This is a genomic window from Marinobacter sp. S0848L, from assembly GCF_023016065.1.
In the GTDB taxonomy this organism is placed as follows: domain Bacteria; phylum Pseudomonadota; class Gammaproteobacteria; order Pseudomonadales; family Oleiphilaceae; genus Marinobacter.
Window position 1 is genome coordinate 125,977 of the sequence record NZ_JALKAQ010000004.1, and the last position, 23,468, is coordinate 149,444.

Here is a 23,468-nt window from a genome sequence, read left to right on the forward strand (position 1 = left end):
CGGATCAGGCATTTTTCCAGTGCTTGGACAAAAAGCCCTGCACTTCAGCCAAGTCGTTTTCAAGAACGGTGTATCGCTCTTCCCGCTCGAACAGATCCGCCATGTGAGGCGGCAACTGCGGCTTCACCGACAGGCCGGACTCAACAATCGCATCCGGGAACTTGGCCGGGTGCGCTGTGCCCAAGGTAATCATTGGAACCGTTGCGTCGCGACGGCAGTTGCGAGCCGCACGCACGCCGATGGCGGTATGCGGATCGAGCAGGTATTCGTTCTGCTCATAGATCTCACGAATGGTGTCACAGGTGGCTTTGTCGTCTACCGCATCACTGTCGAACAGCTTGCGGGCCGACTTCCAACGGTAGTCCTCGATGCTGACCGGACCTTTGGCGGCATTTTCCAGCAGATCCTTCACCGCTGCGCCGTCACGACCGTGCAAGTCAAACAACAGACGCTCGAAGTTACTGGACACCATGATATCCATGCTCGGCGACAGCGTGTGCTCCAGCTGCTGTTTCTCGTAGCGGTTGCCGCTCATGAAACGGTGCAGAATGTCGTTACGGTTGGTGGCGATCACCAACTGGCTGATCGGCAAACCCATTTTCTTCGCCAGGTAACCGGCAAAGATGTCACCAAAGTTTCCGGTAGGCACCGAGAACGCCATACTGCGGTCAGGGCCACCCAACGCCAGCGAGGCCTGAAAGTAGTAAACGATCTGAGCCATGATCCGCGCCCAGTTGATCGAGTTCACCGCCGCCAACTGGGTTTTGCCGCGCAGGAAGGACTGATCTCCGAAGCTTTCTTTGACCATGCGCTGGCAATCGTCAAAGTTACCCTTCACAGCAATGTTGTGAATGTTGTCGCCCTGCACCGTCGTCATCTGGCGACGCTGCACTTCAGAGACGCGCTGGTACGGGTGCAGGATGAAGATATCCACGTGCTCGCAGCGGCGGCAGCCTTCGATAGCTGCCGAACCGGTGTCGCCCGAGGTCGCGCCCATGATCACCACGTGCTGCTTACGCTTTTCAAGCACGTAGTCGAGCAAACGGCCAAGCAATTGCAGCGCGAAATCCTTGAAAGCCAGCGTAGGGCCACGGAACAGTTCCATTACCCATTCGTTGCTGTCGAGCTGAACCAATGGTGCCACCGACTGGTGGGCAAAGCCGCTGTAGGTTTCGTCCAGCATCTTACGGAAATCGTCGGCCGGAATGGCATCTTCCACAAACGGGTACATAACGTTAAAGGCCAACTCCGCGTAGGGCAGGCCCCGCCAGCTGCGGATTTCTTCCAGGCTGAAGTGCGGCAATGACTCGGGAACATATAGGCCACCGTCGGTTGCCAACCCAGTCAGAAGAACGTCTTCAAAGCCTAAAGCGGGTGCTTCGCCCCGTGTGCTGATGTATCTCACGTGCGTACCTGTTAGTTAAAATTTTCTGCGCGGATGCGAACAACAGAACCGTCTACATCGACCAGCGATTCCATTTCTTCAATCGCCAGATTCATCTGACGCTCCTGAACCGTATGAGTCAGGATGATGACCGGAATCCGGCCGTCCGCGAACTCGGATTCTTTCTGCATGATCGATTCAATATTGATGCCGTGCTCACTCAGAATCGATGCAATTTTGGCCAAAACACCCGGGCGGTCAAACGCCTGAATGCGCAGGTAATACGCCGACTGAATTTCTTCCATCGGCAACACGGGCAAATCTTCCAAAGCATCTGGCGTGAAGCCCAGATACGGTACTTTCTGCTGGCTGTCACTCGCCACTGAGCGAGCTACGTCAACGATGTCGGCAATCACGGCCGAAGCTGTGGCCTCATCGCCCGCGCCAGGGCCGTAATACATAGTTTGGCCAACCGCATCACCATCCACCATGACAGCATTGAGCACGCCATCAACTTGAGCAATCAGGTGAGTTTTCGGCACCAGTGTAGGGTGAACTCGCAGCTCGATACCGTCGTCACGACGACGGGCGATACCCAAATGCTTAACCCGGTATCCGAGCATTTCAGCGTGAGCGATGTCACTTGGGGTCAACGACGAAATACCCTCGGTATACGCCTTTTCGAACTGCAGCGGAACGCCAATGCCAGACGAGGCCAGGATCGTAAGCTTGTGGGCTGCATCGATGCCTTCAACGTCGAATGTGGGGTCGGCTTCTGCGTAACCCAGCGCCTGCGCTTCTTTCAGCACTTCATCAAACGGACGGCCAGCACGCATCTCGGTCAAAATAAAGTTACCGGTGCCGTTGATGATTCCGGCGATGGTGTCGATGCGATTTGCTGCCAGACCTTCACGGACCGCTTTGATCACCGGAATACCACCAGCCACTCCCGCTTCGTATGCAACGACAACACCCGCTTTTTCAGCGGCTTCAAAGATTTCGTTGCCGTGAACAGCAATCAGGGCCTTGTTCGCAGTTACCACGTGCTTCCCGTTGGCAATGGCCGTCAACACCAATTCACGGGCAACATCGTAGCCACCAATCAGCTCAACGACCACGTCAACGTTTGCGTCATTCACCACATCGAAAATGTCGGTGCTGAACGGAATATCACCCAACTCAAGATCGTCCCGACGCTTTCGGCTAGCCACGCGGGCAATTCGAATATTACAGCCGATACGGCCCGAAATAATCGCCGCATTGCGAGTCAGGACATTGAATGTACCGCCGCCTACGGTTCCTAATCCGCATATTCCGACATTAACGTCTTTCAAGCTCTCACCTCTGATCCCGCTCGGGGTGCTGATGGATTGCAATTGGGGGCATAGTATACCGATTCAGGCGCGCGTGAATAAGCCCTGAATCGGTTACCTTTCAAACAGTGGGAAACGGCCCTCAAACGAGAACCGCAAAATTCAGAGCAGACCAAGGCCTTCTGCCAGATTGCGGGCCGGAACATAACCGCGGATCATGTTGCCGTCTTCCAGAACAATCGCTGGGGTTCCGGTTACACCGACTTTGCCACCCAACTGATACTGCTCCGCAACCGGGTTCTCACAGGTTTTGCTCGGTACGGATTTACCGGCCTTAGCTGTGTCCATCGCGCTTTGCTGGTCATCGGCACACCACACCGATTCGTACTTCCGGAATGATGGAGTATTGGGGCCCGAGCGAGGGAAGGCATAATAGTTAACCGTAATACCGTAACCGTTTAGCTGCGGGACTTCGTCGTGCAATTTCCGGCAGTAAGGGCAGTCGATATCGGTAAACACATCGATAACAGCTTTCTGCTTACCTTTCGCCGGGTAAGAGATCACTCCGTCGTCACCAAATTCTGCCATCTGCTTCTGGCGCACCTGAGCCCGCGCTTCTTCAGTCACATTGGCAATGCCGTTGTCGGTTATCTTCAGCATGTCGCCGGTCAACAGATAAACGCCATCTTCCGTGGTGTAAATGGTGTCACCATTACTGCTTTGCACCTCATAAAGGCCCGGGGCCTCTGACTGGCTCACAGACACAATTCGCAAGCCTGGCACGGCCTTCGTCAAACGCTCCGTGATGGTATCTTCAATCTCACCGGCATGCACCGCGGGTAAAGTTACTAACGACACCATCAAGCCCGCCATAGCGGCCAAAGTTCTTAGCTTCATAAGTTTGCACTTACCTTGTGGTTTAAGGAATTCAGGACGCGAGCCCCACTTTCCGGCAGATTGATATTATAAGACCGCCTTCATGGGAGAGTGCGACACAGATCGACATCAAAAGTTCAATCCCACACCATACCAGATCACCCTCTGGGATGGTGTGCCTGATGCAGATCCTGCAATCGCTGACGGGCAACATGTGTATAAATCTGCGTGGTTGAAAGGTCTGAATGGCCAAGCAGCATCTGCACCACCCTTAAATCGGCACCGTGATTAAGCAAGTGGGTTGCGAAGGCATGGCGAAGGGTATGGGGCGACAAATGTTTCTGTATACCCGAGCGCGAGGCGTATAACTTGATACGGTGCCAAAATGTCTGCCGGGTCATTGCACTGGCGCGGCTTCCGGGAAAAAGAGCGTCACTGCTTTTGCCCCTCAAAAGCTCGCCCCGCGCCTCTCGCATATAGCGAACCAACCAATCAACAGCCTCTTCACCCAGCGGAACCAACCGCTCTTTATCGCCCTTACCACTGACACGAACGACACCCTGGCGAAGATTTACCTGATCAACCGTCAGGCCTGTCAACTCCGTTACACGCAAACCGCAACCGTACAGAATCTCCAGCATGGCCCGGTCACGTAACTCCAGCGGCAGTTCGGGGTCAGGCTCTGCCAACAACCTCTCGACATCACCCTCGGTCAAGGTATCGGGCAACCGCCGGGGCAGGCGCGGACTGTCTATCCGCAAGGTCGGATCCTCAGCGATCAGACCTTCTCGTAACAAATAGCGATAAAAACGCCGGATGCCAGAAAGACGACGCGCTGCAGTACTCGCCTTCAAACCGTCGGCCATCCCGCGAGACATCCAAGCCAACAGGTCAGTGCGGGCTGCCGATTGTAAACCGGGAGCCCCGGGCTGTTGCTGCAACCACAGCGACAGCCGCGACAAATCACTGGCGTAGGCCGCCCGGGTCTTTTCACCCAAGCCATCCTCAAGCCAGATAGCATCGGAAAATCTGGCAATCAGCGATTCATCTTCAACTCTAAGCAAGCGCAACCCCCAAAGCTAACGTACGGCCAATATTCAAGCACAAAAAAAGCAGCCGCTGGGGCTGCTTTTTCTCTGTACTGATCGGTTAAACCGATATCAGCCCAGCTTTTCCTTGATACGAGCCGCCTTACCAGACAGATCGCGCAGGTAGTAAAGCTTAGCCTGGCGCACGTCACCGCGACGCTTCACAGATACGCTGTCTACCAAAGAAGAATAAGTCTGGAAAGTACGCTCTACACCCACGCCGTAAGAGATCTTACGAACAGTGAAGGAAGAGTTCATGCCACGGTTGCGCTTACCGATAACCACACCTTCGAACGCCTGCAGACGCTCACGGCTACCTTCTTTAACGCGAACCTGAACAACCACGGTATCGCCCGGCGCAAACGCTGGGAGTTCCTTGGTCATCTGTTCTGCTTCAAGTTGACTGATGATGTTGTTCTTGCCGCTCATCGTAATGCTCCTGATACCCAATCTTTCAATGCCCTGATGACTCAGAGGCACCCGGTTCGTTCAAAATTTCACCCAGTAGCTGACGCTCTTCTTCCGTAAACACCCGCTCTTCAAGCAGGTCGGGGCGCCGCTCCCGTGTTCGCCTCAACGATTCTTTCAACCGCCAACGCCGGATCTGTTCATGGTGACCGCCCAAAAGAACTTCCGGCACCGCCTGACCTTCGTAAACCTCGGGCCGGGTGTAGTGCGGACAATCCAGCAAACCATCAGCAAAGGAATCTTGCTCTGCCGACTGCGCATGACCCAGCGCTCCGGGGATGAGGCGTGTTACCGCATCAATCACAGCCATCGCCGCCAGTTCACCACCTGAGAGCACAAAGTCACCCAGTGACACTTCCCGGTCGACTTCCGCCGATATCAGACGTTCATCAACGCCCTCGTAACGACCGGCAACGAGAATCAGCTGTTGTTCGGCAGCGAGAGACTCGACTACCGACTGATCCAGCCTTTCACCCTGCGGAGAAAGATAGACCACACAGGCCTTGCCGGGTGCCGATGCCCGTGCCTCATGAATAGCGTCCCGGAGCGGCTGAATTTTCATCAGCATTCCCGGGCCACCGCCATAGGGCCGGTCATCAACAGTACGGTGACGATCATGCGTGAAGTCCCGGGGGTTCCAGCTCTTGAACGTCAAAAGACCTTCCCGAACGGCCCTACCGGTAATTCCGTAATCCGTCACCGACGAAAACATGTCAGGAAACAGACTGACTGCGCCAATCCACACTCGTCAGAACTCCGGATCCCAATCGACTACCATACGCGAATCATTCAGATCCACATTCATAACTACCTGATCCGGCAGATACGGGATAAGTCGCTCGCGCTGGTCAATGGATCCGGCTGTCGCACGCACAACCAACACATCGTTGGCGCCTGTTTCCAGCAGATGATGCACCTTACCCAGGCACTCATCCTCAATCGTGAAGACATCAAGACCTTCCAACTGAAACCAGTAGTACTCCCCGTCAGGAAGCGCTGGCAATTGCTCAGTCGGAACTCTGATCTCGGCCCCCGCATAGGTGCGGGCCACTTCACGATCATCAAGTCCTTTCAGCTTGACGACGATCCCCGGCCCTTGGCGGCGACCATCCTCAAGCTTTGCCGGGATACGCTTACCGTCAAGGACCAAGGTCCAGTCACGGTAGTTCAGTATTCCCTCTTTGGGATCGGTATCAGAGAAGACCTTAAGCCAACCCTTGACCCCAAACACCGAGGTTACCCGGCCGATCACAGTTTCCTGCGAAGTCTGTGTCATGCCTGTCAAACCTCGATATTAAACTGCAATTACTCTGCAGTCTTCAGCAGCTGTGCCACGCGATCGCTGGTCTGAGCGCCTTGGCCCACCCAGTAATCAACGCGCTCACGGTTTACACGCAGACGCTCTTCCTGACCGCGGGCAACCGGGTTAAAGAAACCAACACGCTCAATGAAACGGCCGTCACGAGATTTGCGGCTGTCAGTGACTGTCAGATGGTAGAACGGGCGCTTCTTAGAGCCGCCACGAGCCAAACGGATTGTTACCATTTCGACCAATATCCTGTTCTGTTTTACGAACTTTGTACGATTCTCAACCGACTGCTAGCAGCCGACGAGAAGACCCATACTCGAAAGGGGCGCTATTCTATGCGAAAAAAGCGCCAATGAAAATAGGGAAACGCTCGGTTTCCCCATTTTATATGTAAGGCTTTTTACATACGACCGAACGGAGGCATTCCGCCACCACCGCCGCCAGGTGGCATCATACCACCTAGACCGCGCATCATGTTGGCCATTCCGCCTTTCTTGCCAAACTTTTTCATCATCTTCGCCATCTGCTTGTGCTGTTTAAGCAGACGGTTTACATCCTGAATCTGGGTGCCGGAGCCCGCAGCAATGCGGCGCTTACGGGAGTTATTGATGACATCCGGATAACGACGCTCCTTAGGGGTCATCGAGCAAATGATCGCCTCCATCTGCCCTACCGACTTATCGTTAACCTGCTGCTGGGCCATCTGAGCCATTTGGCCCATGCCCGGCAGTTTGTCGAGCAAGCCACCGATTCCACCCATGTTCTTCATTTGCTGAAGCTGGTCCCGGAAATCTTCCAGATCAAAACCCTTACCTTTTTTGATCTTCTTGGTCAGCTTTTCGGCTTTCTTCTTATCCAGCTTGCGCTCGGCCTCTTCAATAAGCGACAACACGTCACCCATGCCGAGAATTCGCGAAGCCACCCGCTCCGGATGAAACGGCTCAAGAGCGTCTGTTTTCTCGCCAACGCCCAGGAACTTGATCGGCTTGCCGGTAATATGGCGAACCGAAAGCGCCGCACCACCGCGGGCATCACCGTCGGTTTTGGTAAGCACGACACCCGTCAACGGCAAAGCATCGTTGAACGCTTTCGCGGTATTGGCCGCATCCTGGCCGGTCATCGAGTCAACCACGAACAGCGTTTCGATAGGCTCGACGGCCGCGTGCAGGCGACCAATCTCGCCCATCATCTGCTCATCGATATGCAAACGACCGGCGGTATCAAGAATGACCACATCCACGTGCTTACGGCGCGCCGCATCAATTGCACCGTTCGCAATCTCGACCGGATCCTGGTCTGCACTACTCGGGAAGAATTCAACGCCGACTTCGCTGGCAAGCGTTTCCAGCTGCTGGATAGCCGCAGGACGATACACGTCCGCACTGACAACCATCACCGATTTTTTCTCGCGCTCTTTAAGGAAGCGCGACAACTTCGCCACAGTGGTGGTTTTACCCGCGCCCTGAAGACCAGCCATCATAATGACCGCAGGCGGACGCGTGGACAGATTGAGGGATTCACTCCCCTCACCCATGACCCGCTCGAGTTCTTGCTGAACAACTTTAACGAACACCTGGCCCGGAGTCAGGCTTCGCTGCACTTCCTGGCCGATCGCGCGCTTGCGCACACCCTCGACAAAGTCTTTGACCACCGGCAACGCCACATCGGCCTCAAGTAGCGCCATGCGAACTTCGCGCAGCGTATCCTTAATGTTGTCGTCGGTGAGGCGCGCCTGACCAGAGATCTTGCGCAAGCTGCCGGATAGCCGGTCCTGGAGATTCTCAAACATGTTGCTCTTCCGTACCCCGGAGAAATTGTCCACACAAATCAAGAAGCCGGCCCGGGCCGCTTGATTCCTGTTGCATAATCGCGACATTATACCCAGACTTGGGAGCCTCAGAACAACTCCGAGGCCGCTTTAACCCTTAGACCAGCATATAAAGGACGTCATGGGAACGCTGATTATCGCGGTTACCGCACTTTTCTTGTACAGCGTTGGAACTGCCCTGCAAGCACTCCACTTCAGGGGCAAAGTCGAAACCAGCCTTGCCATTACAACGCTCATCGGCATCCTCGCCCTGACCGGGCATGGCTTACTCATCGCCCAAACCGTGTACCTGGATGGCGGCTTCGACCTGAGCTTTTTCAAAAGCTCAGTCTTGATCTCCTGGCTCATCGTATTTCTGCTACTGGGTTTGAATCTGACCAAACCGGTCGGCAGCCTGTTTCTCGGCGCTTACCCCATAGCCGCCGGCACCATTGTCATGGCACTTGTTGTCCACACCGAATCCCGGCTAGTGTCAGAACAAAGCTACGGAATGCTTTCGCACATTGCCTTATCGGTCACGGCCTATAGCCTGTTTACACTGGCTGCCATCCAGGCCGTGCTGCTTTACGTGCAAAACCGGCAACTAAAACACAATTACAACAGCCGACTGATTCGCAACCTTCCGCCACTACAGACAATGGAGTCCCTGCTCTTCGAGATGGTCTGGGCGGGCGTAGTGTTGCTGGTTCTGGCGATCATCACCGGGGCGGTTTTCATTGAAGACCTGTTTGCCCAAGATCTGGCCCACAAAACCGTTTTCTCCCTCCTGTCACTTTTGGTGTTTGCCAGCCTGCTGGTTGGCCGCTACACCAAAGGCTGGCGCGGACTTACCGCAAGCCGGTGGACGCTGGCCGGCTGCGCGCTTCTCATGATCGCCTTTTACGGCAGTAAATTCGTACTCGAACTCCTGTTCCGCTAAGGCTTAGCTGCTCTCTGCGGCTACGCTTGACAGTACAGGCTTTGACACCTTATTTTCGCAACTTGTCATCCATAGAAGGGTTTCCCTCTTGAACGAGACATCGCTGACCGCGCTGTTTATCCTCCTTGTCGGCCTAATCATCCTCTCTGCCTTCTTCTCAAGCTCCGAAACCGGGATGATGTCACTGAACCGTTATCGCCTTAAACATATGGCGAATACCGGCCACAAAGGCGCCAAACGTGCCCAGAGACTGCTGAACCGGACCGACCAGCTGATCGGCGTTATTCTGATTGGCAACAATTTCGTCAACATCCTCGCCTCGTCTATCGCCACCGTTATCGCCATTCGCATATGGGGCGATGCCGGCATTGCCATTGCCACTATTTTGCTGACCGTGGTCATTCTTATTTTTGCGGAAGTGACACCAAAGACGCTCGCAGCTTTATTTCCAGAGAAAATCGCGTTTCCGGCCAGCCATGTATTGGCACCGCTCCTAAAACTTCTTTACCCGCTGGTTTGGTCGGTCAACCTGTTTACCACTGGCATTTTGCGCCTGATCGGCATTTCGTCAGCTCAAGCGAACGAAGACCACCTCAGCCGGGAAGAATTGCGCACCGTGGTTAATGAAGCCGGGGCACTGATTCCCGCCAAGCACAAAGACATGCTGGTGGGCATCCTCGACCTGGAGAAAGTAACCGTTACCGACATCATGGTTCCGCGCAACGATGTCGTCGGCATCGACCTGGAAGACGATACAGACGACATCATCCGACACTTGCGCAATAGCCAGCACACACGGCTGCCAGTGTACGAAGGCGACATCAACAACATTCAGGGCATCTTGCACCTACGCAGCGTTGCCAAACTGCTGCACGAACACGACATCACTAAAGACATGGTACGGCAGCTCTGTCAGGAACCCTATTTTATTCCCGAAAGCACGCCACTTAACACTCAGTTACTCAATTTCCAGAGCGTCAAACGTCGATTCGGGATGGTGGTTGACGAATACGGAGAAGTGCTCGGGTTAGCCACGCTTGAGGACATACTCGAAGAAATCGTCGGTGAGTTCACCACGGACTACGCATCAACCTCGCCCGACATCATCCCGCAGGACGATGGCACCTATATTATTGATGGCGGCACCTCGGTGAGAACCATCAACAAAACTCTGGACTGGGAGCTTTCAACAGACGGGCCCAAAACGCTCAATGGGCTTATTACCGAACGGCTGGAAAACATTCCCGACACCAACGTGTGCCTCAAGATCGAAGGGCACCGGGTAGAAGTACTCCAAATTAAAGATAATGTTGTCAAAGCGGCGATTGTGCACCCGAAACGAGCCGGCAAGCGGCCCCGGGCGCGACCCGCGCAACAAATCGAGTAAAAGCGAAACAGCAAGTACCTGATCCAGAATATTGATCCAGATCCCAGCTTTCGGTTTATTTGTGTTCTTTGTGCAAAAAGTGCGCTAAATTTAACAAAAAACGATAACGTGGAAATAGCTCGGTCATGTATCCGGTTAAGGCGTAGACAGGAGTTGGCCATGAACAAGCAGTCCGGTATACATTACCTTCGCGAGCACAGAGAGGCTGCCAGCAGCGATTCTGTGCCGTCTGAGGTGACTCGCATACGCAATACCGTTGTTGCCGGATTGGGAGATCTGCTGCAAGGGGCGTTTGATGCCGTGGACGACTCTCTTTTTGAGCTCGCCAACAACGCCAGAAGCAACAACGAACAAAACCGTTACTTCGAAGCGATGCGGGAAATCCGTATAAAGCGCAAAGGTGTAGAGCGCCATTTTCAAAGCGCGGTGTCTCAACTTTTTACCACACCACCCCATGCCGGCGCGCAACAAGACCAAGACACCCAGGCGCCATCAGATACCTCCAACCTGACTCTCTTGGGCAATGACGACCTGGAAGAACAGGTCGCACTGAACGCCATGATCAGCAAAGCGAAAACCCACTTCCAAGGGGCACTGCTTCAGCTGCAGGCTCGTTTTACACAGGTGTACCCATCAGGCAGCGATGATCATCCGGTCAACCCCATGGCCCCGGAGCATCTGTGCAGCGCCTTTACCGAAGCGATTCAGGCCTTAGATATCCAGATTCGCGAGCGCCTGATTCTTCTGAAGCAGTTCGACCGATACGTGGTATCGAATCTCGGTATGTTGCTGGATGAGGCCAATCGAATCCTGATCCAGGCGGGGATCATTCCCAACTTCCGCTATCAAGGCAAAAGTCACGGGTCAAAAGCGAAGCCAGTCAGCGGAGATCCCGCGCAAACTGATACAGCAGCAACGGTCGGCGGTGCCGAAGTTGATCGCGAAGACAGCGCGATGTTCGAACAAATCCGCCAGATGCTCAGCCAACAACGGCACAGCTCGGGCACCATGCCGCGCAGTTCCGATCCGGCACTGCATGTTATCGGAGGCCGCGAACTGGCCAACCTTCTCAGCTCAATCCCGAGCCGCCCTGCCGAGCAAGATTTCGGTGATCTGAGCTCCGGAGAGCCGGTGACGGTTGATTTGCGAGAGGTGGTTCAACAACTGCTCGCCCAGACTCAAGCTCCCGACGGCCGTAAACCGGCACTGAACGAAGTCGACGAAGACCTGATCAACCTGGTGTCGATGCTGTTTGAATTTATTCTCGACGATTACAACCTGTCTGCACCGGTGCAGGTTCTGATCAGCCGGCTTCAGATCCCGATCCTGAAAGTTGTGATTAAAGATAAGAACTTCTTCAGCAAATCCAATCATCCGGCACGCAAGCTTTTGAACTCGCTGGCGAAAGCGGGCATTGGCTGGAGCAGCAGTGACGAAAAGGCCCGAGACAAGCTTTATGGGCAGATTCACAACGTGGTTCAGCAAATCCTGAATGAATTCGACGGAGACGTAACGCTGTTTGAAACTCTGAACACCGATTTTGAACAATTCCTGGAGCGGGAGAACCGTAAATCCAATCTGGTTGAACAGCGCACCCGCGAATCGGAACGCGGTCGTATCAAATCACAGAAAGCCCAGGAAGCCGTTGATAAGCTTCTCAAAGAAAAACTGTCACGCTATAAGCTGCCAGAGTCCATTCACGAGATACTCACCAATGGCTGGAGCCGGGTCATGTTCCTGGCCTACCTTCGTGACGATGCCGAACATCGCTGGCAGGAAACCGTAAAGGTCGTTGACGACCTGATCTGGTGCCTGCATCCTCACGAGGAAGACGAAGAACGTGACCAATGGGTTCGTGTGGTACCCAGACTACTGAGAACCCTCAGAAGCGGCCTGGAAGAAGTCTCATACAACGCCACCAAACTCGACGATATGATGGCTCAGCTAAAACATCAGCTGGCCGAAGCGTTTCGAACCAACGCAACCATTGAAGCCCGCAAAGACGAGCCTTCCCCAGAGGAAGATTCTGCGTCGCCCGAAACCCAAACCGCTATCCAGAGACAGCAAGAGCTCGAAGACGCGGCGGTTTCCGAGTTCATCACCAAAATCGATCAGCTGGAAATCGGAAATTGGGTCGAGTTTCGCCTGGTCAATGGCGCAAGCTTCCGCTGCAAACTCTCTGCCATTATCGAAGAAGCCGATTGTTTCGTGTTTGTGAACCGCATGGGCCTGAAAGTTATCGAAAAAACACGGGTTGAGCTGGCGCACGAGCTGCGCCGCGGCCGCCTGACCATGTTGGAGCAAGGCGCTTTGATCGACCGGGCTCTTAACGCTGTTGTGGGTAGCTTGCGCGCAAAAACCGCCTAACGCCCTATGCTGCAGCCTGATTCTGGCCTAGCCAAGTCCGTTCCGGCCTCTTACCGGATCGGCTTGGCACTATCGCTCGCGTTAATGTCACACATCCTGCTGTTTGCCGGGATACCATCCCCGCTGCGAGATGCTCCCGAACTCCGTCACCGGCTTGTATTCACCCTAAATACGTCAGGCTCTCAGCCTAGCAAACAATCCGCCCCTGCCCCCGCCTCACAAGAAGCTCTCCGGCATTCGGAATTCAGTGTTGAGCCTCAACGCCCCGCGACAAGCACAAACACAACCAAAATTCCGGAAACCGTCCAAGCCCCCGAACCAACCCGCTCGCCTCAGCACCAAGAAACACGCCAGCAGCCCACCACTGCGCAAACAGAGCTGGCTGCCGGGCAATCTGCGGCAACGCACACCCTGCAACAAGACAGTGAGGAGGCGATTCGGAGGATCACCAAATCACCAGCGGAACACGACCCCTATCTGATCACGCTCGCTGTGCACTTGGCGAAGGAACTGGAAAAACTGAAGGTGCCGGCGGTGTCGCAACTGGACACACCCAAAGAGATGACGCTTGAGCTGAGAATCTTGGCAAATGGCGCACTCACTCGAGCGCGAGTAAAAGAATCAACGGGTGTCGGTGCGATTGACCGGGCGGCCTATCGAGCGGCTCTGTCCGCCAGCCCATACCCGAAACCAGAGGGTGAGAAATCCGACCGCTTTGACGTGAAACTGGTGTTCACGCCAAAGCGCCAGTCACAATGAATCAGGCTTCTGCAGACTTCACGGCTTCTTTAACGGCAGTCGCAAGCTCGCCGTTCTCTGACATTTCCAGCACGATGTCACAACCGCCAACCAATTCACCGCCGATATACAGCTGAGGAAAAGTCGGCCAGCTAGAGTAAACCTTCAGCGCTTCGCGAAGCTCCTGGTTATCGAGGATGTTCACGAAAGCGAAACGCTCGCCACACGCCATCAACGCCTGAACCGTGCGGGCAGAAAAGCCACACTGAGGGGCTTGCGGTGTGCCCTTCATGTACAAAATAACCGGATTCTCTTCTAACTGGCTTTTGATGGTTTCATTGATATCCATGAACGCATACCTCTGGTTGAAATCTTGATTGCCGTCTGCCGGCATATTTTAGCATTGTACACCGCCGACCAAGGCCGCACCAAACCGCTGGCTTTGACGCAGAACAAACCCGTGTTCACGAGCGTTGTTTTAACGGGAATGAAGGGCTAGACTTGATTCCCTTTTCAAAACGCAAACCTTAGCGCAGTTTCCTTGAAACAGGGGCCATTCATGGCAGTAAGACATTTTCTGACACTCAACGACATGACAACCAGCGAGCTGGAACAATTGCTGGACCATGCTTCACGGCTCCGCAAGGAATGGCGTGAAGGCAAAGTCAGGGACTCCCTGAAGAACCGCGTGCTGGCCATGATTTTCGAAAAGTCATCAACCCGCACGAGAGTCTCCTTCGAAGCAGGCATGACCCAACTGGGCGGCACTGCCATGTTCCTTTCCCCCCGAGACACCCAGCTCGGGCGCGGCGAACCCATCGAAGATTCTGCCATTGTCATTTCCAGCATGGTTGATGCGGTGATGATCCGCACCTTTGCGCACCAAACCGTACAAACCTTTGCATCGGCTTCGAGCAAGCCGGTGATCAATGCACTGACCGACGACTTCCACCCCTGTCAGCTGCTGGCCGATATGCAGACCTACCGTGAGCATCGAGGCAGCATTCAGGGCGCCACCGTTACCTGGGTTGGCGACGGCAACAACATGTGCCACTCGTATATCAATGCAGCCGAAAAATTCAATTTCCATTTGAACGTGGCGTGCCCGGACGGCTACGAGCCCGACCAGGCACTTCTTGATGCCCACAAAGACCGTGTAACTATCTTCCGGGATCCACAAGAAGCCGCTCGCGGCTCCAATCTGCTGGTCACGGATGTTTGGGCATCCATGGGCCAGGAAGACGAGCAAAAAGCCCGTGAGGAAGCGTTCCGGAGCTATCAGATCAACCCCGGGCTGATGTCGCTGGCCGACAAGGACGCATTATTCATGCATTGCTTGCCAGCACACCGCGGCGAAGAAATTTCCGCCGACATGATGGAGCATTCAAGCTCGGTGGTTTGGCACGAAGCGGAAAACCGCCTGCACGCTCAGAAAGCCCTGCTTGAATTTCTTATCCTCAACCGCTTGGATTGATCCATGGCAGAACCCAAGGTGCAGCCAAATGACTGGCTTCTGAACGTCAACAACCTGTCTGTCGGGTATGGCGGCGAAGCCGTCGTCAAAGACATCAACTTTGCGTTAAGTCACGGTGATATCGGCTGCCTTCTTGGCCCCAGCGGCTGCGGTAAAAGCACCATACTGCGTGCGCTCGCGGGTTTTCTGCCCATCAGTCAGGGTGAAATCAGCCTGCAATCCCAAGCCATCAGCCAACCTGGCCGGTCGGTACCACCGGAAAAGCGCAAAATCGGCATGGTGTTTCAGGACTACGCCCTGTTCCCTCACCTTAGCATCGCCGACAACGTTGGCTTTGGTCTGAAATCCTTGAGCAAAAATGAGCGCCAGCAAAAAGTTGCCGAACTGCTCAAACTGGTGCACCTGCAGGATCTCGCCGACAATTTCCCCCACGAGCTATCCGGAGGCCAGCAACAGCGTGTTGCACTGGCCCGTGCACTGGCACCCGAACCCACGCTGATCCTGCTGGACGAACCTTTCTCCAACCTCGACACGGATCTTCGCCGGCGGCTGAGCCTCGACGTGCGCGAGATTCTGAAAACGCTCGGCATCAGCGCGATTCTCGTCACTCACGACCAGCAAGAAGCCTTTGCCATGTGCGACCAGGTGGCGGTTCTCCGTGACGGCCACATTCAGCAATGGGATGTGCCCTTCAACCTGTACCATGAGCCCGCAAATCGCTTCGTAGCCAGCTTTGTTGGCCAGGGTGGATTTATTCCGGGCAAAGTGCTCGGCCCGGACACCATCGAATCCGAACTTGGTGTCATCCACGGCAACCGGGCCTATAACTGGAAAGAAGGCACACTGGTGGACATCCTGATTCGTCCAGACGACATCGTGCACGATGAGAACTCCGACCTCAGACCCAAGGTGGTAGAGAAGACCTTCGCGGGCACCTCAACGCTTTACCGCTTTCGCTGCTCTGAGGACACCGAGTTTGAAGCCTTGTTCAGAAGCCATCTGGACTTCAACTTGGGCGAGCAGGTTCCGGTGCGTGTTGAGGCTGACCACCTGATCGCGTTTGAGCGAACAACCTAAGGCACACGGGCGCACTTTATTGCAGGCAAAAAAAAGGGCTGGTAAAAACCAGCCCCAAAATGACGAATGAAACAAGGAAAGTTCGTAAGAACTACAACCTCTAAAGTCATCCCTTACGCAACGAAGTATCAATCAATCCGTGGCCACGTTCAGTAGCGGTTCTGTAGTGGTTTGTTACATCCCGTGAGGGCGCGAGAAGCACGTCACAAAACAGACGATTCCAGCTTCCGCCTCGGCCATACCAAGCTGAATTTAGCACCACCAAGCTGCTCGCTTCTGCCAACAAAAGCCTGCCCGCCGTGCCAATACAAAATACGCCGCACAATCGACAGACCCAATCCGTAACCGCCTGACGTTCTTGTTCGGCTGTCGTCCAGCCGGGCAAACGCCGTAAACACCTTTTCCCAGTCAGACTCCGGAATGCCCTGACCATCATCCTCGACGTCGATACGGCCGTTCTCGTCGTCCAGGTGACACACCACCAGCACCCGCCCTTCGGCATAACGGGCCGCATTCCCGACCAGATTCTGCACCGCGCGATGAATATACCGGGGTTCAACGTCAGACCGGGACCAGCGACCGTCTCCGTCTTCAATACGACATTCGATTTCGACACCCTCACGAATCATGCGTTGCTCGGTTACAACCTGCTCCACAATGTCGGTTACCGAGTCATCTCGCAAGGTAAACACCGGGCCACCCTGCTCTAGTCGGGCATAGGTGAGTATTTCATCAATCAATTCATCCAACTCTTGAATGTCGCCATCGATCCCGTCCATCTGCTTCTGCAGTGCTTCCGGCGAACTGGCCGATTCAATCATCTGGACACCAAAACGAATCCGGGCCACTGGCGTTCGAAGCTCGTGCGACACAGCATGGATCATCTCCCGCTGCACCTGAACCAAGCGCTGAATGTGCTCCGCCATGCCGTTGAACGCCGAGCCGAGCCGGGCCACCAGAGTGCCGTCTTGTGACTCCACCCGGGCCCCCATCTCACCACGGGCGATGCGGAGCGCCACCGACTCCACTTTGCGCAGGTGTCGATCCACGAACCGCAGCGCCAGAAACAAGCCCAGCGCCAGCACGGCTCCCACCAACAGGAGCAGCAGGGTAACAATCGGCCACCCCCAAGGATTGAACGCGTCCGGCATATTCACCGCGACCAAGTCACCTTCTGACAGGCGAACCACGCCCGCCAAGCCGCCATCATCCCTGCGCAACAGGGCCAACCCTGACGAACTCAAACGATCCAGCACGGTTTGCTCCGGTAAATCCGCTTGCTTCTGCAGTGGGTTAATCTGCACGCCCAGCGTTTGCGCCAGGAAATCCGAGGTTTCCGCCCGGGCCTCTAACGGTGCTGCGTCCAGGTGCCAGCGTACGATCAGCGCTGTTGCACGGGCAAGGTCCCGATACGGCTGTTCCAGATTCAAACGGATCAAACCGCCTGACTCTGAGGCCACATAAAACACAAAACCTTCACCGGAAGGCTCCGCCACCACCTGTCCATAACTCAAGCGTTCACGGACAACCGGGGGCAACTGAAACGTTCGTTGATCGCCTACCTTCAGGCCAAACAAGGTGGGCATCCAGTGGTACTGTTCAGAAGGGGACGGAACAGACGCCAGCCATTCCATCAGAGGCTGCAGGGAGCGCTCATGCCACGCATGAGCACGTACATTGTTCAAACCGTTAAACAGGACAACGCACACCAATGCCACCAGGGCAGCAACAGCAACAACCTGTGCGTAGGCTTTGAGGAGGAATTTCAGCGACATGGGCGCAACCCGGTGATCGGCGTGATGCCTAGCCAGCATCACGCCAAAAGGACGGTCAGGCTTCTTTTACGAAGAGGTATCCTTTGCTCCGAACGGTTTTAATACGTCTCGGATGAATAGGATCATCGCCAATCTTAGGCCGAATGCGCGAAACCCGTACATCGATTGAACGGTCTTGGCCGTCGTATTCTATGCCTCGAAGCGCGGTAAAGATCTCTTCGCGGCTCAGAACCCGCCCCGCGTTGCTGGCAAGCAGCCAAAGCAGGTCAAACTCGGCACTGGTCAGATCAATGCTGTCGTCGTTCAACCAGGCTTCACGCATGGAGCGATCAACAATCAGGTCGTTAAACTGAAGGCGTATCGGCTCTTCTTCAACGGCTTCCTGGCTTGCGGCCGGATTTGTTTCGGCCCGGCGCAGCATGGCACGAATCCGCGCAAGCAACACACGAGGCTGAACCGGCTTGCCAATATAGTCATCCGCCCCCATTTCCAGACCCAGCACCTGATCCAGATCATCGGTTCGCGCAGTCAGCATAATGATCGGCCCGGAATAGTCGGGGCGAACCCGCCGACAAATCGACAAGCCGTCTTCGCCTGGCAACATGAGATCAAGCACCACCAGATCCGGCTGCTCTTTGCGAATCCGCTCAACCGCCGCGCCGCCATGAGTTTCCAAAGAGACGGTCAGTCCATTGCTCTCCAGATACTCGCGGGTAAGATCCGCCAGCCGTTCATCGTCTTCTACAATCAGGATTCGCCAACTCTCGTTTGTATGTTCCACGCCGTCCATCTCTGATTATTATCTTTGATTTTAAGGTTATACGCCCAACAATACAGGCAACCAACTGTTACAGCAATTATACACAGCACCCATTAGGGTACAGGCCACAACAAATCATTACAGCCTGTGACAAAGATCCAATTCTGAATGTCACAGACTGCGGGTTACCCGCGCGACGATCGTCAGAACAACGGACGTCCTTGTGTAATTTCATCCTCGGTCGCTTCTCGACGACCAACAATTTCCAAATCAAAATATAGCGTAAATCCAGCCAACGGGTGGTTGGCATCTACTTTCACCAGATTCCCGTCAATACTGACGACCTGGACAATCTGTGCCTGATCCCCGGAATTGGTCTGAAACTTCATCCCGACATCGAGCTTTTCGACACCTTCGAACAGTGACCGTGGTACCGTTCGAATAAGATCTTCACGATGCTCTCCGTAGGCCATTTCCGGCGGCACGGTCACTTCCAGACAATCGCCGGGCGAACGGCCTTTTACAGCAGCCTGAATGCCTTCGATCACATCCGGACTGCCCATTAAAAAGTGCAGCGGCTCACTGCCTTCAGAGGTATCCACCAACTCGCCAATTCGGTTCTTCAGAATGTAATGAACCGTGTAAACTTCCGGTCTGGTTTGCTGCGAATCTGCTTGCATTAGCTTTTTACACTTCCTGTTTGGTTCGGAGATTCAAGTTGCTGGAGGCCGTGAATGACCAGCTTTCGGTCGAGCTTTTCACGAAAGCTTTGCGGATTGGATAACCCCATACGGTCAATCATCGAAGCGTAACGACCATCGTCATCAACGCGTACAGCCTGCCAAAGGGTGCTGAGTTTACCACGGGGCGTTGCTGTTGCGGCCTTAAGCGACTTAAGGGCTTTCCCCAACGTCAATTCTTCATCGGTGAAATCCCGCCCAAACGGGAACGCGGGGAACCAGTCCCCCTCCCCTGCCGCAGCCAGTGTGTCGCGCACTTGCTGCGGAGTATTGTTGGCCCACTCCTTTGGCAACTTAAACGCCGCCGGTACTTTGCCGGCTTTCTTGGCTTGTTTCAGCAGGGAATCCTGAAAGCGGGAATCTGCGATCCGGATCAAGCTCAGGAACACGTCCTCATCGGATTTTCCACGTATATCGGCTATGCCGTATTCTGTGATCACGATGTCCCGAAGGTGTCGTGGGATGGTGCAGTGTGGGTAGTTGAAAACAATGTTCGAAACCGTCTCCCCTCCTGAAACCCGAGAAGCCCGAAGCGCAATGATGGAGCGAGCACCGGGCAGCTCGTGGGCCATGGAGACAAAATTGTACTGACCACCAACCCCACTGACCACCCGGCCATCAGCCAACCCGTCTGACACCGCCGCGCCGTTCAAGGTATACATCATCGCGGTATTGATAAACCGGCCATAGACACGCTGTGCCGCCTTCATTTTCTGATCACCGTAGGCATGATCGTATAAGTGGTTGATAAAACTCACGCTGGTCATGCAAATCTTTTCACGCTGCTCGTCCGGTAAGTTTCTCAGTTCCTGATAAAACTTTTCCGGCCCCACGAAGAAGCCCCCGTGCATCACGACACCACCCGTGAGCCTCGCGCCCAGCCCAAGGGCCTGCAATCGATCCCGGGTTTCCGGGTTATCCAAATCCGCAGCAACCGATGTGTCGTTATCCAGCCGTATACGCCCGCCCTTCAGCTCCACGGAACTCCTGACAATGCCATGATCGATCAACCACTTCAGATCCCGGTTTCGTAAGAGCGAATCAATCAAGCCTTCGGCACGCAATACATCCAGCATTTCAAGGGTAGGTTCCTCTGAAATTTTAGCCTCGTTAATGAGACGCTGAAGCCCCCCGTGGTGAAACACTTCGCGCTTAAGAATCCCTTCCTGGAGCAGGTACAAAAACCCATCGACCATCATTTCACTACAGCCGTACAAGCCCACCTCAAACGGCTCGGTGCCGCCATATTCACGGACAACCGGAAAACGCTCATCCACGCGGGCATGCCGGTAAACGGATTTCCAGACATCGTTGTGTTTATGCCGGGCGATGGCACTGTGAACCAAAGCCACACCCAACGAACCAATGCCCACTTGCAGTGTGCCGCCATCCTTGAGCAGGCAGCTGGCGTAAAAACCGATCATGTGATCGGCCGGACCGACCGCCATCTGCGGAGCAGAAAACAACGGATAATTGGTGTCGGCGGCCGAAAGGATGACATCGAACTGACGGTCCTCAACAACGGAATCACGACCAAACCAGGGCAACTGCGGGTTTTGCTCCGCCACCATGGCGACCGGCACACCTTCAGCCTCCCGCTGACGCAACAAAGGTAAAATATCGAGGGAAAGATCCGGGTTGCAGCTGAAACTCATTTTGCCGGGCTGCCCATGAGGTTCTCCCGGTGCCATCAGCTGACCAACCACGTTGACACCCTGAGCCATCAGATCCCGCACCGCATGAGTATAATTGGTGCAGATATAGTTCCGCTGCTGGCTGGCATTCTTCAGGTAGCTGCCCGCTTTAAAAAAGAACTCCGAAACCTTCACGTTATCGGGTAATTGGTTGTTTACCACATCCCGGGCGTAGGCCAGTTCCGGCACCGAACCATAGAGACGCTTGGCAAACGGCTCCATAAAGCGCCGCTCCAGCGACGAGCTGCCTTTGGGAGCCAACAATGAGAGTGCGGTAACAATGTGCAGGCGGATTTCCGGGTCTTCTTTCGCCCGCTGATACAAAGCGTTGGCAAACCGTATCGGCTTGCCCAACCCCAGCGGCAAGCCCAAAGTGATATCTTTTCCAACCCGCGCTATTACTTGGTCAACGCAGGCCTCTGCATCCTTTAAATAGACTGTATTCTGCCCTGTCATCGTAACCCTCATCATTCCGGAATGAGCCGTGACTTTGATAATCACACGCTAGCCTGAACCTGACAATGAGGCAGATCACGAGTCGTGGCAAGATTAGGGCATCAAGGTTTTCGAAAGAGGGGTTCGGATTTACAGCAATGCGGGGTGGGTGTCAGAACATCCAGCGAAGATTAAGGCAGGCCCCTTCGTTTAGCAAAGCGATACCGTGATCCGGTCGGGCCGGGTCAGACGCGTAGGTTTTTCGGGAGGTTTGGTCACGGTTAAAACTCCAGCTCAATAATCTTGAGCCAATCGCGGCCAACGCGTCGTCGTGATCGTCCTGCTCATCGCCGGACATCCACTCCTGAAGTTCATAGATGTCTTCAGCGGACATGGCTTCTTCTCGCTCCGCCAGCATGCGGTCCGAAAACAATGGCTCAGACCGGGCCGGTTCTGAGGCTTCAGCGCGAGCGACGAACGCTGCGCAATTCAAAGCCAACAGGACAAGGAAGATACGAATGATCATGACGAATGGTGTGCCTCAGAACTTCAAAATAAATGCAGTTGCCTATGCACTAAAGTCTAAACATTCTACTTGATAATAGTGTGAAATTGCACACAAATGCGTCAGCATGCCGACCCAAATTGGTCATTTTTTTGTCAACAAATGGGCGGTTTATTTTACGGTTTGTAACACCCCGGCTTCTCATCAACCGAAACCGGGGAGCCTCACCAACATTAACCTACTGAGGTAATTGCTATTTACGGGCAAGGGTAAGTGAATTCGCTGTGTATCTCTTCAATGGCTGAAACAATATCTGCGCTCAGGTTGATTTCGGCCGACCCGATGTTTTCTTTCAGCTGATCCATTTTCGTCGCGCCAATAATGTTGCTCGTGACAAAATCACGACTGTTTACCCAAGCGAGCGCCATTTGGGCAGGCGACAAGCCATGCTGATGCGCCAATTCGGCATAAGCGCGGGTTGCATCAGCTGCGTGCTCGCCGGTATATCGGGAAAAACGGTCGTATAGGGTCAGGCGCGCCTTTTCCGGCCACTTGCCCCCGAGATACTTTCCGGTAAGCATGCCAAAAGCCAAGGGCGAATAGGCCAGTAATCCGGTGCCTTCCCGGTGGGCAAACTCGGCAAGCCCCGCTTCAAAAGAACGATTCAACAAGCTATACGGGTTCTGAATGGAAACCGCACGGGGCCAGTCGTTCTCACGCGCGTATCTCAGGTATTCCATCACGCCCCAAGGCGTCTCGTTTGACAGCCCGACGTGGCGCACTTTGCCCTCTTGCACCAACTCATTCAGCGCCCCCAGTGTCTCCTCGATAGGCGTCATCTCCTCGTTCGGGTCGTGCTGGTATCCGAGCTTGCCAAAGAAGTTCGCGTTGCGATCTGGCCAATGCACCTGATACAAGTCTATGTAATCGGTTTGCAATCGTTTCAGACTGCCCTCACACGCCTCGCGGATTTGCGCCCGAGTCATTCGTGGACCACCGCGCATATAACCAAGACTTGGGCCGGGGCCGACCACCTTAGAGGCGATCACCAGATCATCCCGGCGGCCTCTGCGAGCAAGCCAATTGCCCAAATACTGCTCTGTCAGCCCCTGTGTCTCGGCCTTGGGAGGCACCGGATACATTTCAGCCGTATCGATAAAGTTAATGCCGGCGTCTACCGCATAATCAAGCTGTTCAAATGCTTCCTGCTCAGTGTTCTGTTCCCCCCAGGTCATGGTGCCGAGGCAAATCAGACTGACATCGATGTCCGTCTGTCCAAGTTTTCGCATTTGCATAAAAGCTCCTTAGCGGCTTCCAGAAAGAAGATGAAA

Annotated in this window: 22 protein-coding genes; 6 read left to right on the forward strand and 16 right to left on the reverse strand. The window is 54.5% G+C overall.

What is annotated here, in order from left to right; translation table 11 throughout:
- Positions 1–4: 4 nt before the first annotated feature.
- The 9 genes from thrC to ffh all read right to left on the reverse strand — a co-directional run bounded on the left by thrC (position 5) and on the right by ffh (position 8,227).
- Complete coding sequence (gene thrC, locus MWU64_RS07040) at positions 5–1,405, reverse strand: threonine synthase (protein ID WP_247062903.1); 1,401 nt, start codon at positions 1,403–1,405, stop codon at positions 5–7.
- Between the two features lie 11 nt (positions 1,406–1,416).
- A complete protein-coding gene (locus MWU64_RS07045) occupies positions 1,417–2,718 on the reverse strand; it encodes a homoserine dehydrogenase (protein WP_247062905.1) in 1,302 nt (433 codons plus the stop codon).
- A gap of 141 nt (positions 2,719–2,859) precedes the next feature.
- Positions 2,860–3,594, reverse strand: coding sequence for a DsbC family protein (locus tag MWU64_RS07050; RefSeq protein WP_247062908.1), 735 nt, complete (start codon positions 3,592–3,594; stop codon positions 2,860–2,862).
- Between the two features lie 137 nt (positions 3,595–3,731).
- Complete coding sequence (xerD, locus tag MWU64_RS07055) at positions 3,732–4,637, reverse strand: site-specific tyrosine recombinase XerD (RefSeq protein WP_247062910.1); 906 nt, start codon at positions 4,635–4,637, stop codon at positions 3,732–3,734.
- A gap of 96 nt (positions 4,638–4,733) precedes the next feature.
- The gene (rplS, locus tag MWU64_RS07060; protein ID WP_114333033.1) at positions 4,734–5,090 is read right to left on the reverse strand and encodes a 50S ribosomal protein L19; all 357 of its coding nucleotides are present in this window, start codon (positions 5,088–5,090) and stop codon (positions 4,734–4,736) included.
- 25 nt (positions 5,091–5,115) lie between these two features.
- The gene (trmD, locus tag MWU64_RS07065) at positions 5,116–5,874 is read right to left on the reverse strand and encodes a tRNA (guanosine(37)-N1)-methyltransferase TrmD (RefSeq protein ID WP_247062912.1); all 759 of its coding nucleotides are present in this window, start codon (positions 5,872–5,874) and stop codon (positions 5,116–5,118) included.
- A gap of 3 nt (positions 5,875–5,877) precedes the next feature.
- Positions 5,878–6,405: a ribosome maturation factor RimM gene (gene rimM, locus MWU64_RS07070; protein WP_247062914.1), complete on the reverse strand. Its 528-nt coding sequence runs from the start codon at positions 6,403–6,405 to the stop codon at positions 5,878–5,880.
- A 29-nt stretch (positions 6,406–6,434) separates the two neighbouring features.
- Entirely contained in the window at positions 6,435–6,674 is a 240-nt protein-coding gene (gene rpsP, locus MWU64_RS07075) for a 30S ribosomal protein S16 (protein WP_133006280.1), read from the reverse strand.
- 164 nt (positions 6,675–6,838) lie between these two features.
- On the reverse strand, positions 6,839–8,227 hold the full coding sequence (gene ffh, locus MWU64_RS07080; RefSeq protein WP_247062916.1) for a signal recognition particle protein: 1,389 nt from the start codon (positions 8,225–8,227) through the stop codon (positions 6,839–6,841).
- A 160-nt stretch (positions 8,228–8,387) separates the two neighbouring features.
- Here ffh and ccsA point away from each other — a divergent pair, with 160 nt between their 5' ends.
- The 4 genes from ccsA to MWU64_RS07100 all read left to right on the forward strand — a co-directional run bounded on the left by ccsA (position 8,388) and on the right by MWU64_RS07100 (position 13,698).
- Positions 8,388–9,185, forward strand: coding sequence for a cytochrome c biogenesis protein CcsA (ccsA, locus tag MWU64_RS07085; protein WP_247062917.1), 798 nt, complete (start codon positions 8,388–8,390; stop codon positions 9,183–9,185).
- A gap of 88 nt (positions 9,186–9,273) precedes the next feature.
- Complete coding sequence (locus tag MWU64_RS07090) at positions 9,274–10,572, forward strand: HlyC/CorC family transporter (protein ID WP_247062918.1); 1,299 nt, start codon at positions 9,274–9,276, stop codon at positions 10,570–10,572.
- Positions 10,573–10,731: 159 nt separating this feature from the next.
- Positions 10,732–12,939: a DUF1631 domain-containing protein gene (locus MWU64_RS07095; RefSeq protein ID WP_247062920.1), complete on the forward strand. Its 2,208-nt coding sequence runs from the start codon at positions 10,732–10,734 to the stop codon at positions 12,937–12,939.
- A gap of 6 nt (positions 12,940–12,945) precedes the next feature.
- Entirely contained in the window at positions 12,946–13,698 is a 753-nt protein-coding gene (locus tag MWU64_RS07100) for an energy transducer TonB (RefSeq protein ID WP_247062928.1), read from the forward strand.
- Between the two features lies 1 nt (position 13,699).
- Here MWU64_RS07100 and grxD read toward each other — a convergent pair whose 3' ends face one another.
- Positions 13,700–14,026 carry a Grx4 family monothiol glutaredoxin gene (grxD, locus tag MWU64_RS07105; RefSeq protein ID WP_247062930.1) on the reverse strand — a complete coding sequence of 109 codons (327 nt, stop codon included), beginning with the start codon at positions 14,024–14,026 and terminating at the stop codon, positions 13,700–13,702.
- 210 nt (positions 14,027–14,236) lie between these two features.
- Here grxD and argF point away from each other — a divergent pair, with 210 nt between their 5' ends.
- Positions 14,237–15,151, forward strand: a complete 915-nt coding sequence (argF, locus tag MWU64_RS07110) for an ornithine carbamoyltransferase (protein ID WP_247062932.1) — start codon at positions 14,237–14,239, stop codon at positions 15,149–15,151.
- 3 nt (positions 15,152–15,154) lie between these two features.
- The gene (locus MWU64_RS07115) at positions 15,155–16,228 is read left to right on the forward strand and encodes an ABC transporter ATP-binding protein (RefSeq protein ID WP_247062934.1); all 1,074 of its coding nucleotides are present in this window, start codon (positions 15,155–15,157) and stop codon (positions 16,226–16,228) included.
- Positions 16,229–16,431: 203 nt separating this feature from the next.
- Here MWU64_RS07115 and MWU64_RS07120 read toward each other — a convergent pair whose 3' ends face one another.
- From MWU64_RS07120 to MWU64_RS07145, 6 genes are all read right to left on the reverse strand, one after another.
- Positions 16,432–18,003: an ATP-binding protein gene (locus tag MWU64_RS07120; RefSeq protein WP_247062936.1), complete on the reverse strand. Its 1,572-nt coding sequence runs from the start codon at positions 18,001–18,003 to the stop codon at positions 16,432–16,434.
- Positions 18,004–18,058: 55 nt separating this feature from the next.
- A complete protein-coding gene (locus tag MWU64_RS07125) occupies positions 18,059–18,793 on the reverse strand; it encodes a response regulator (protein ID WP_247062938.1) in 735 nt (244 codons plus the stop codon).
- Positions 18,794–18,966: 173 nt separating this feature from the next.
- On the reverse strand, positions 18,967–19,443 hold the full coding sequence (locus tag MWU64_RS07130) for a peptidylprolyl isomerase (RefSeq protein ID WP_247062940.1): 477 nt from the start codon (positions 19,441–19,443) through the stop codon (positions 18,967–18,969).
- Complete coding sequence (locus MWU64_RS07135; RefSeq protein WP_247063232.1) at positions 19,443–21,653, reverse strand: acetyl-CoA hydrolase/transferase C-terminal domain-containing protein; 2,211 nt, start codon at positions 21,651–21,653, stop codon at positions 19,443–19,445. Before MWU64_RS07135 ends, MWU64_RS07130 begins: the two co-directional genes overlap by 1 nt.
- Positions 21,654–21,804: 151 nt before the next feature.
- A complete protein-coding gene (locus tag MWU64_RS07140) occupies positions 21,805–22,158 on the reverse strand; it encodes a hypothetical protein (protein ID WP_247062942.1) in 354 nt (117 codons plus the stop codon).
- 236 nt (positions 22,159–22,394) lie between these two features.
- The gene (locus tag MWU64_RS07145) at positions 22,395–23,432 is read right to left on the reverse strand and encodes an NADP(H)-dependent aldo-keto reductase (RefSeq protein ID WP_247062948.1); all 1,038 of its coding nucleotides are present in this window, start codon (positions 23,430–23,432) and stop codon (positions 22,395–22,397) included.
- Positions 23,433–23,468: the final 36 nt, after the last annotated feature.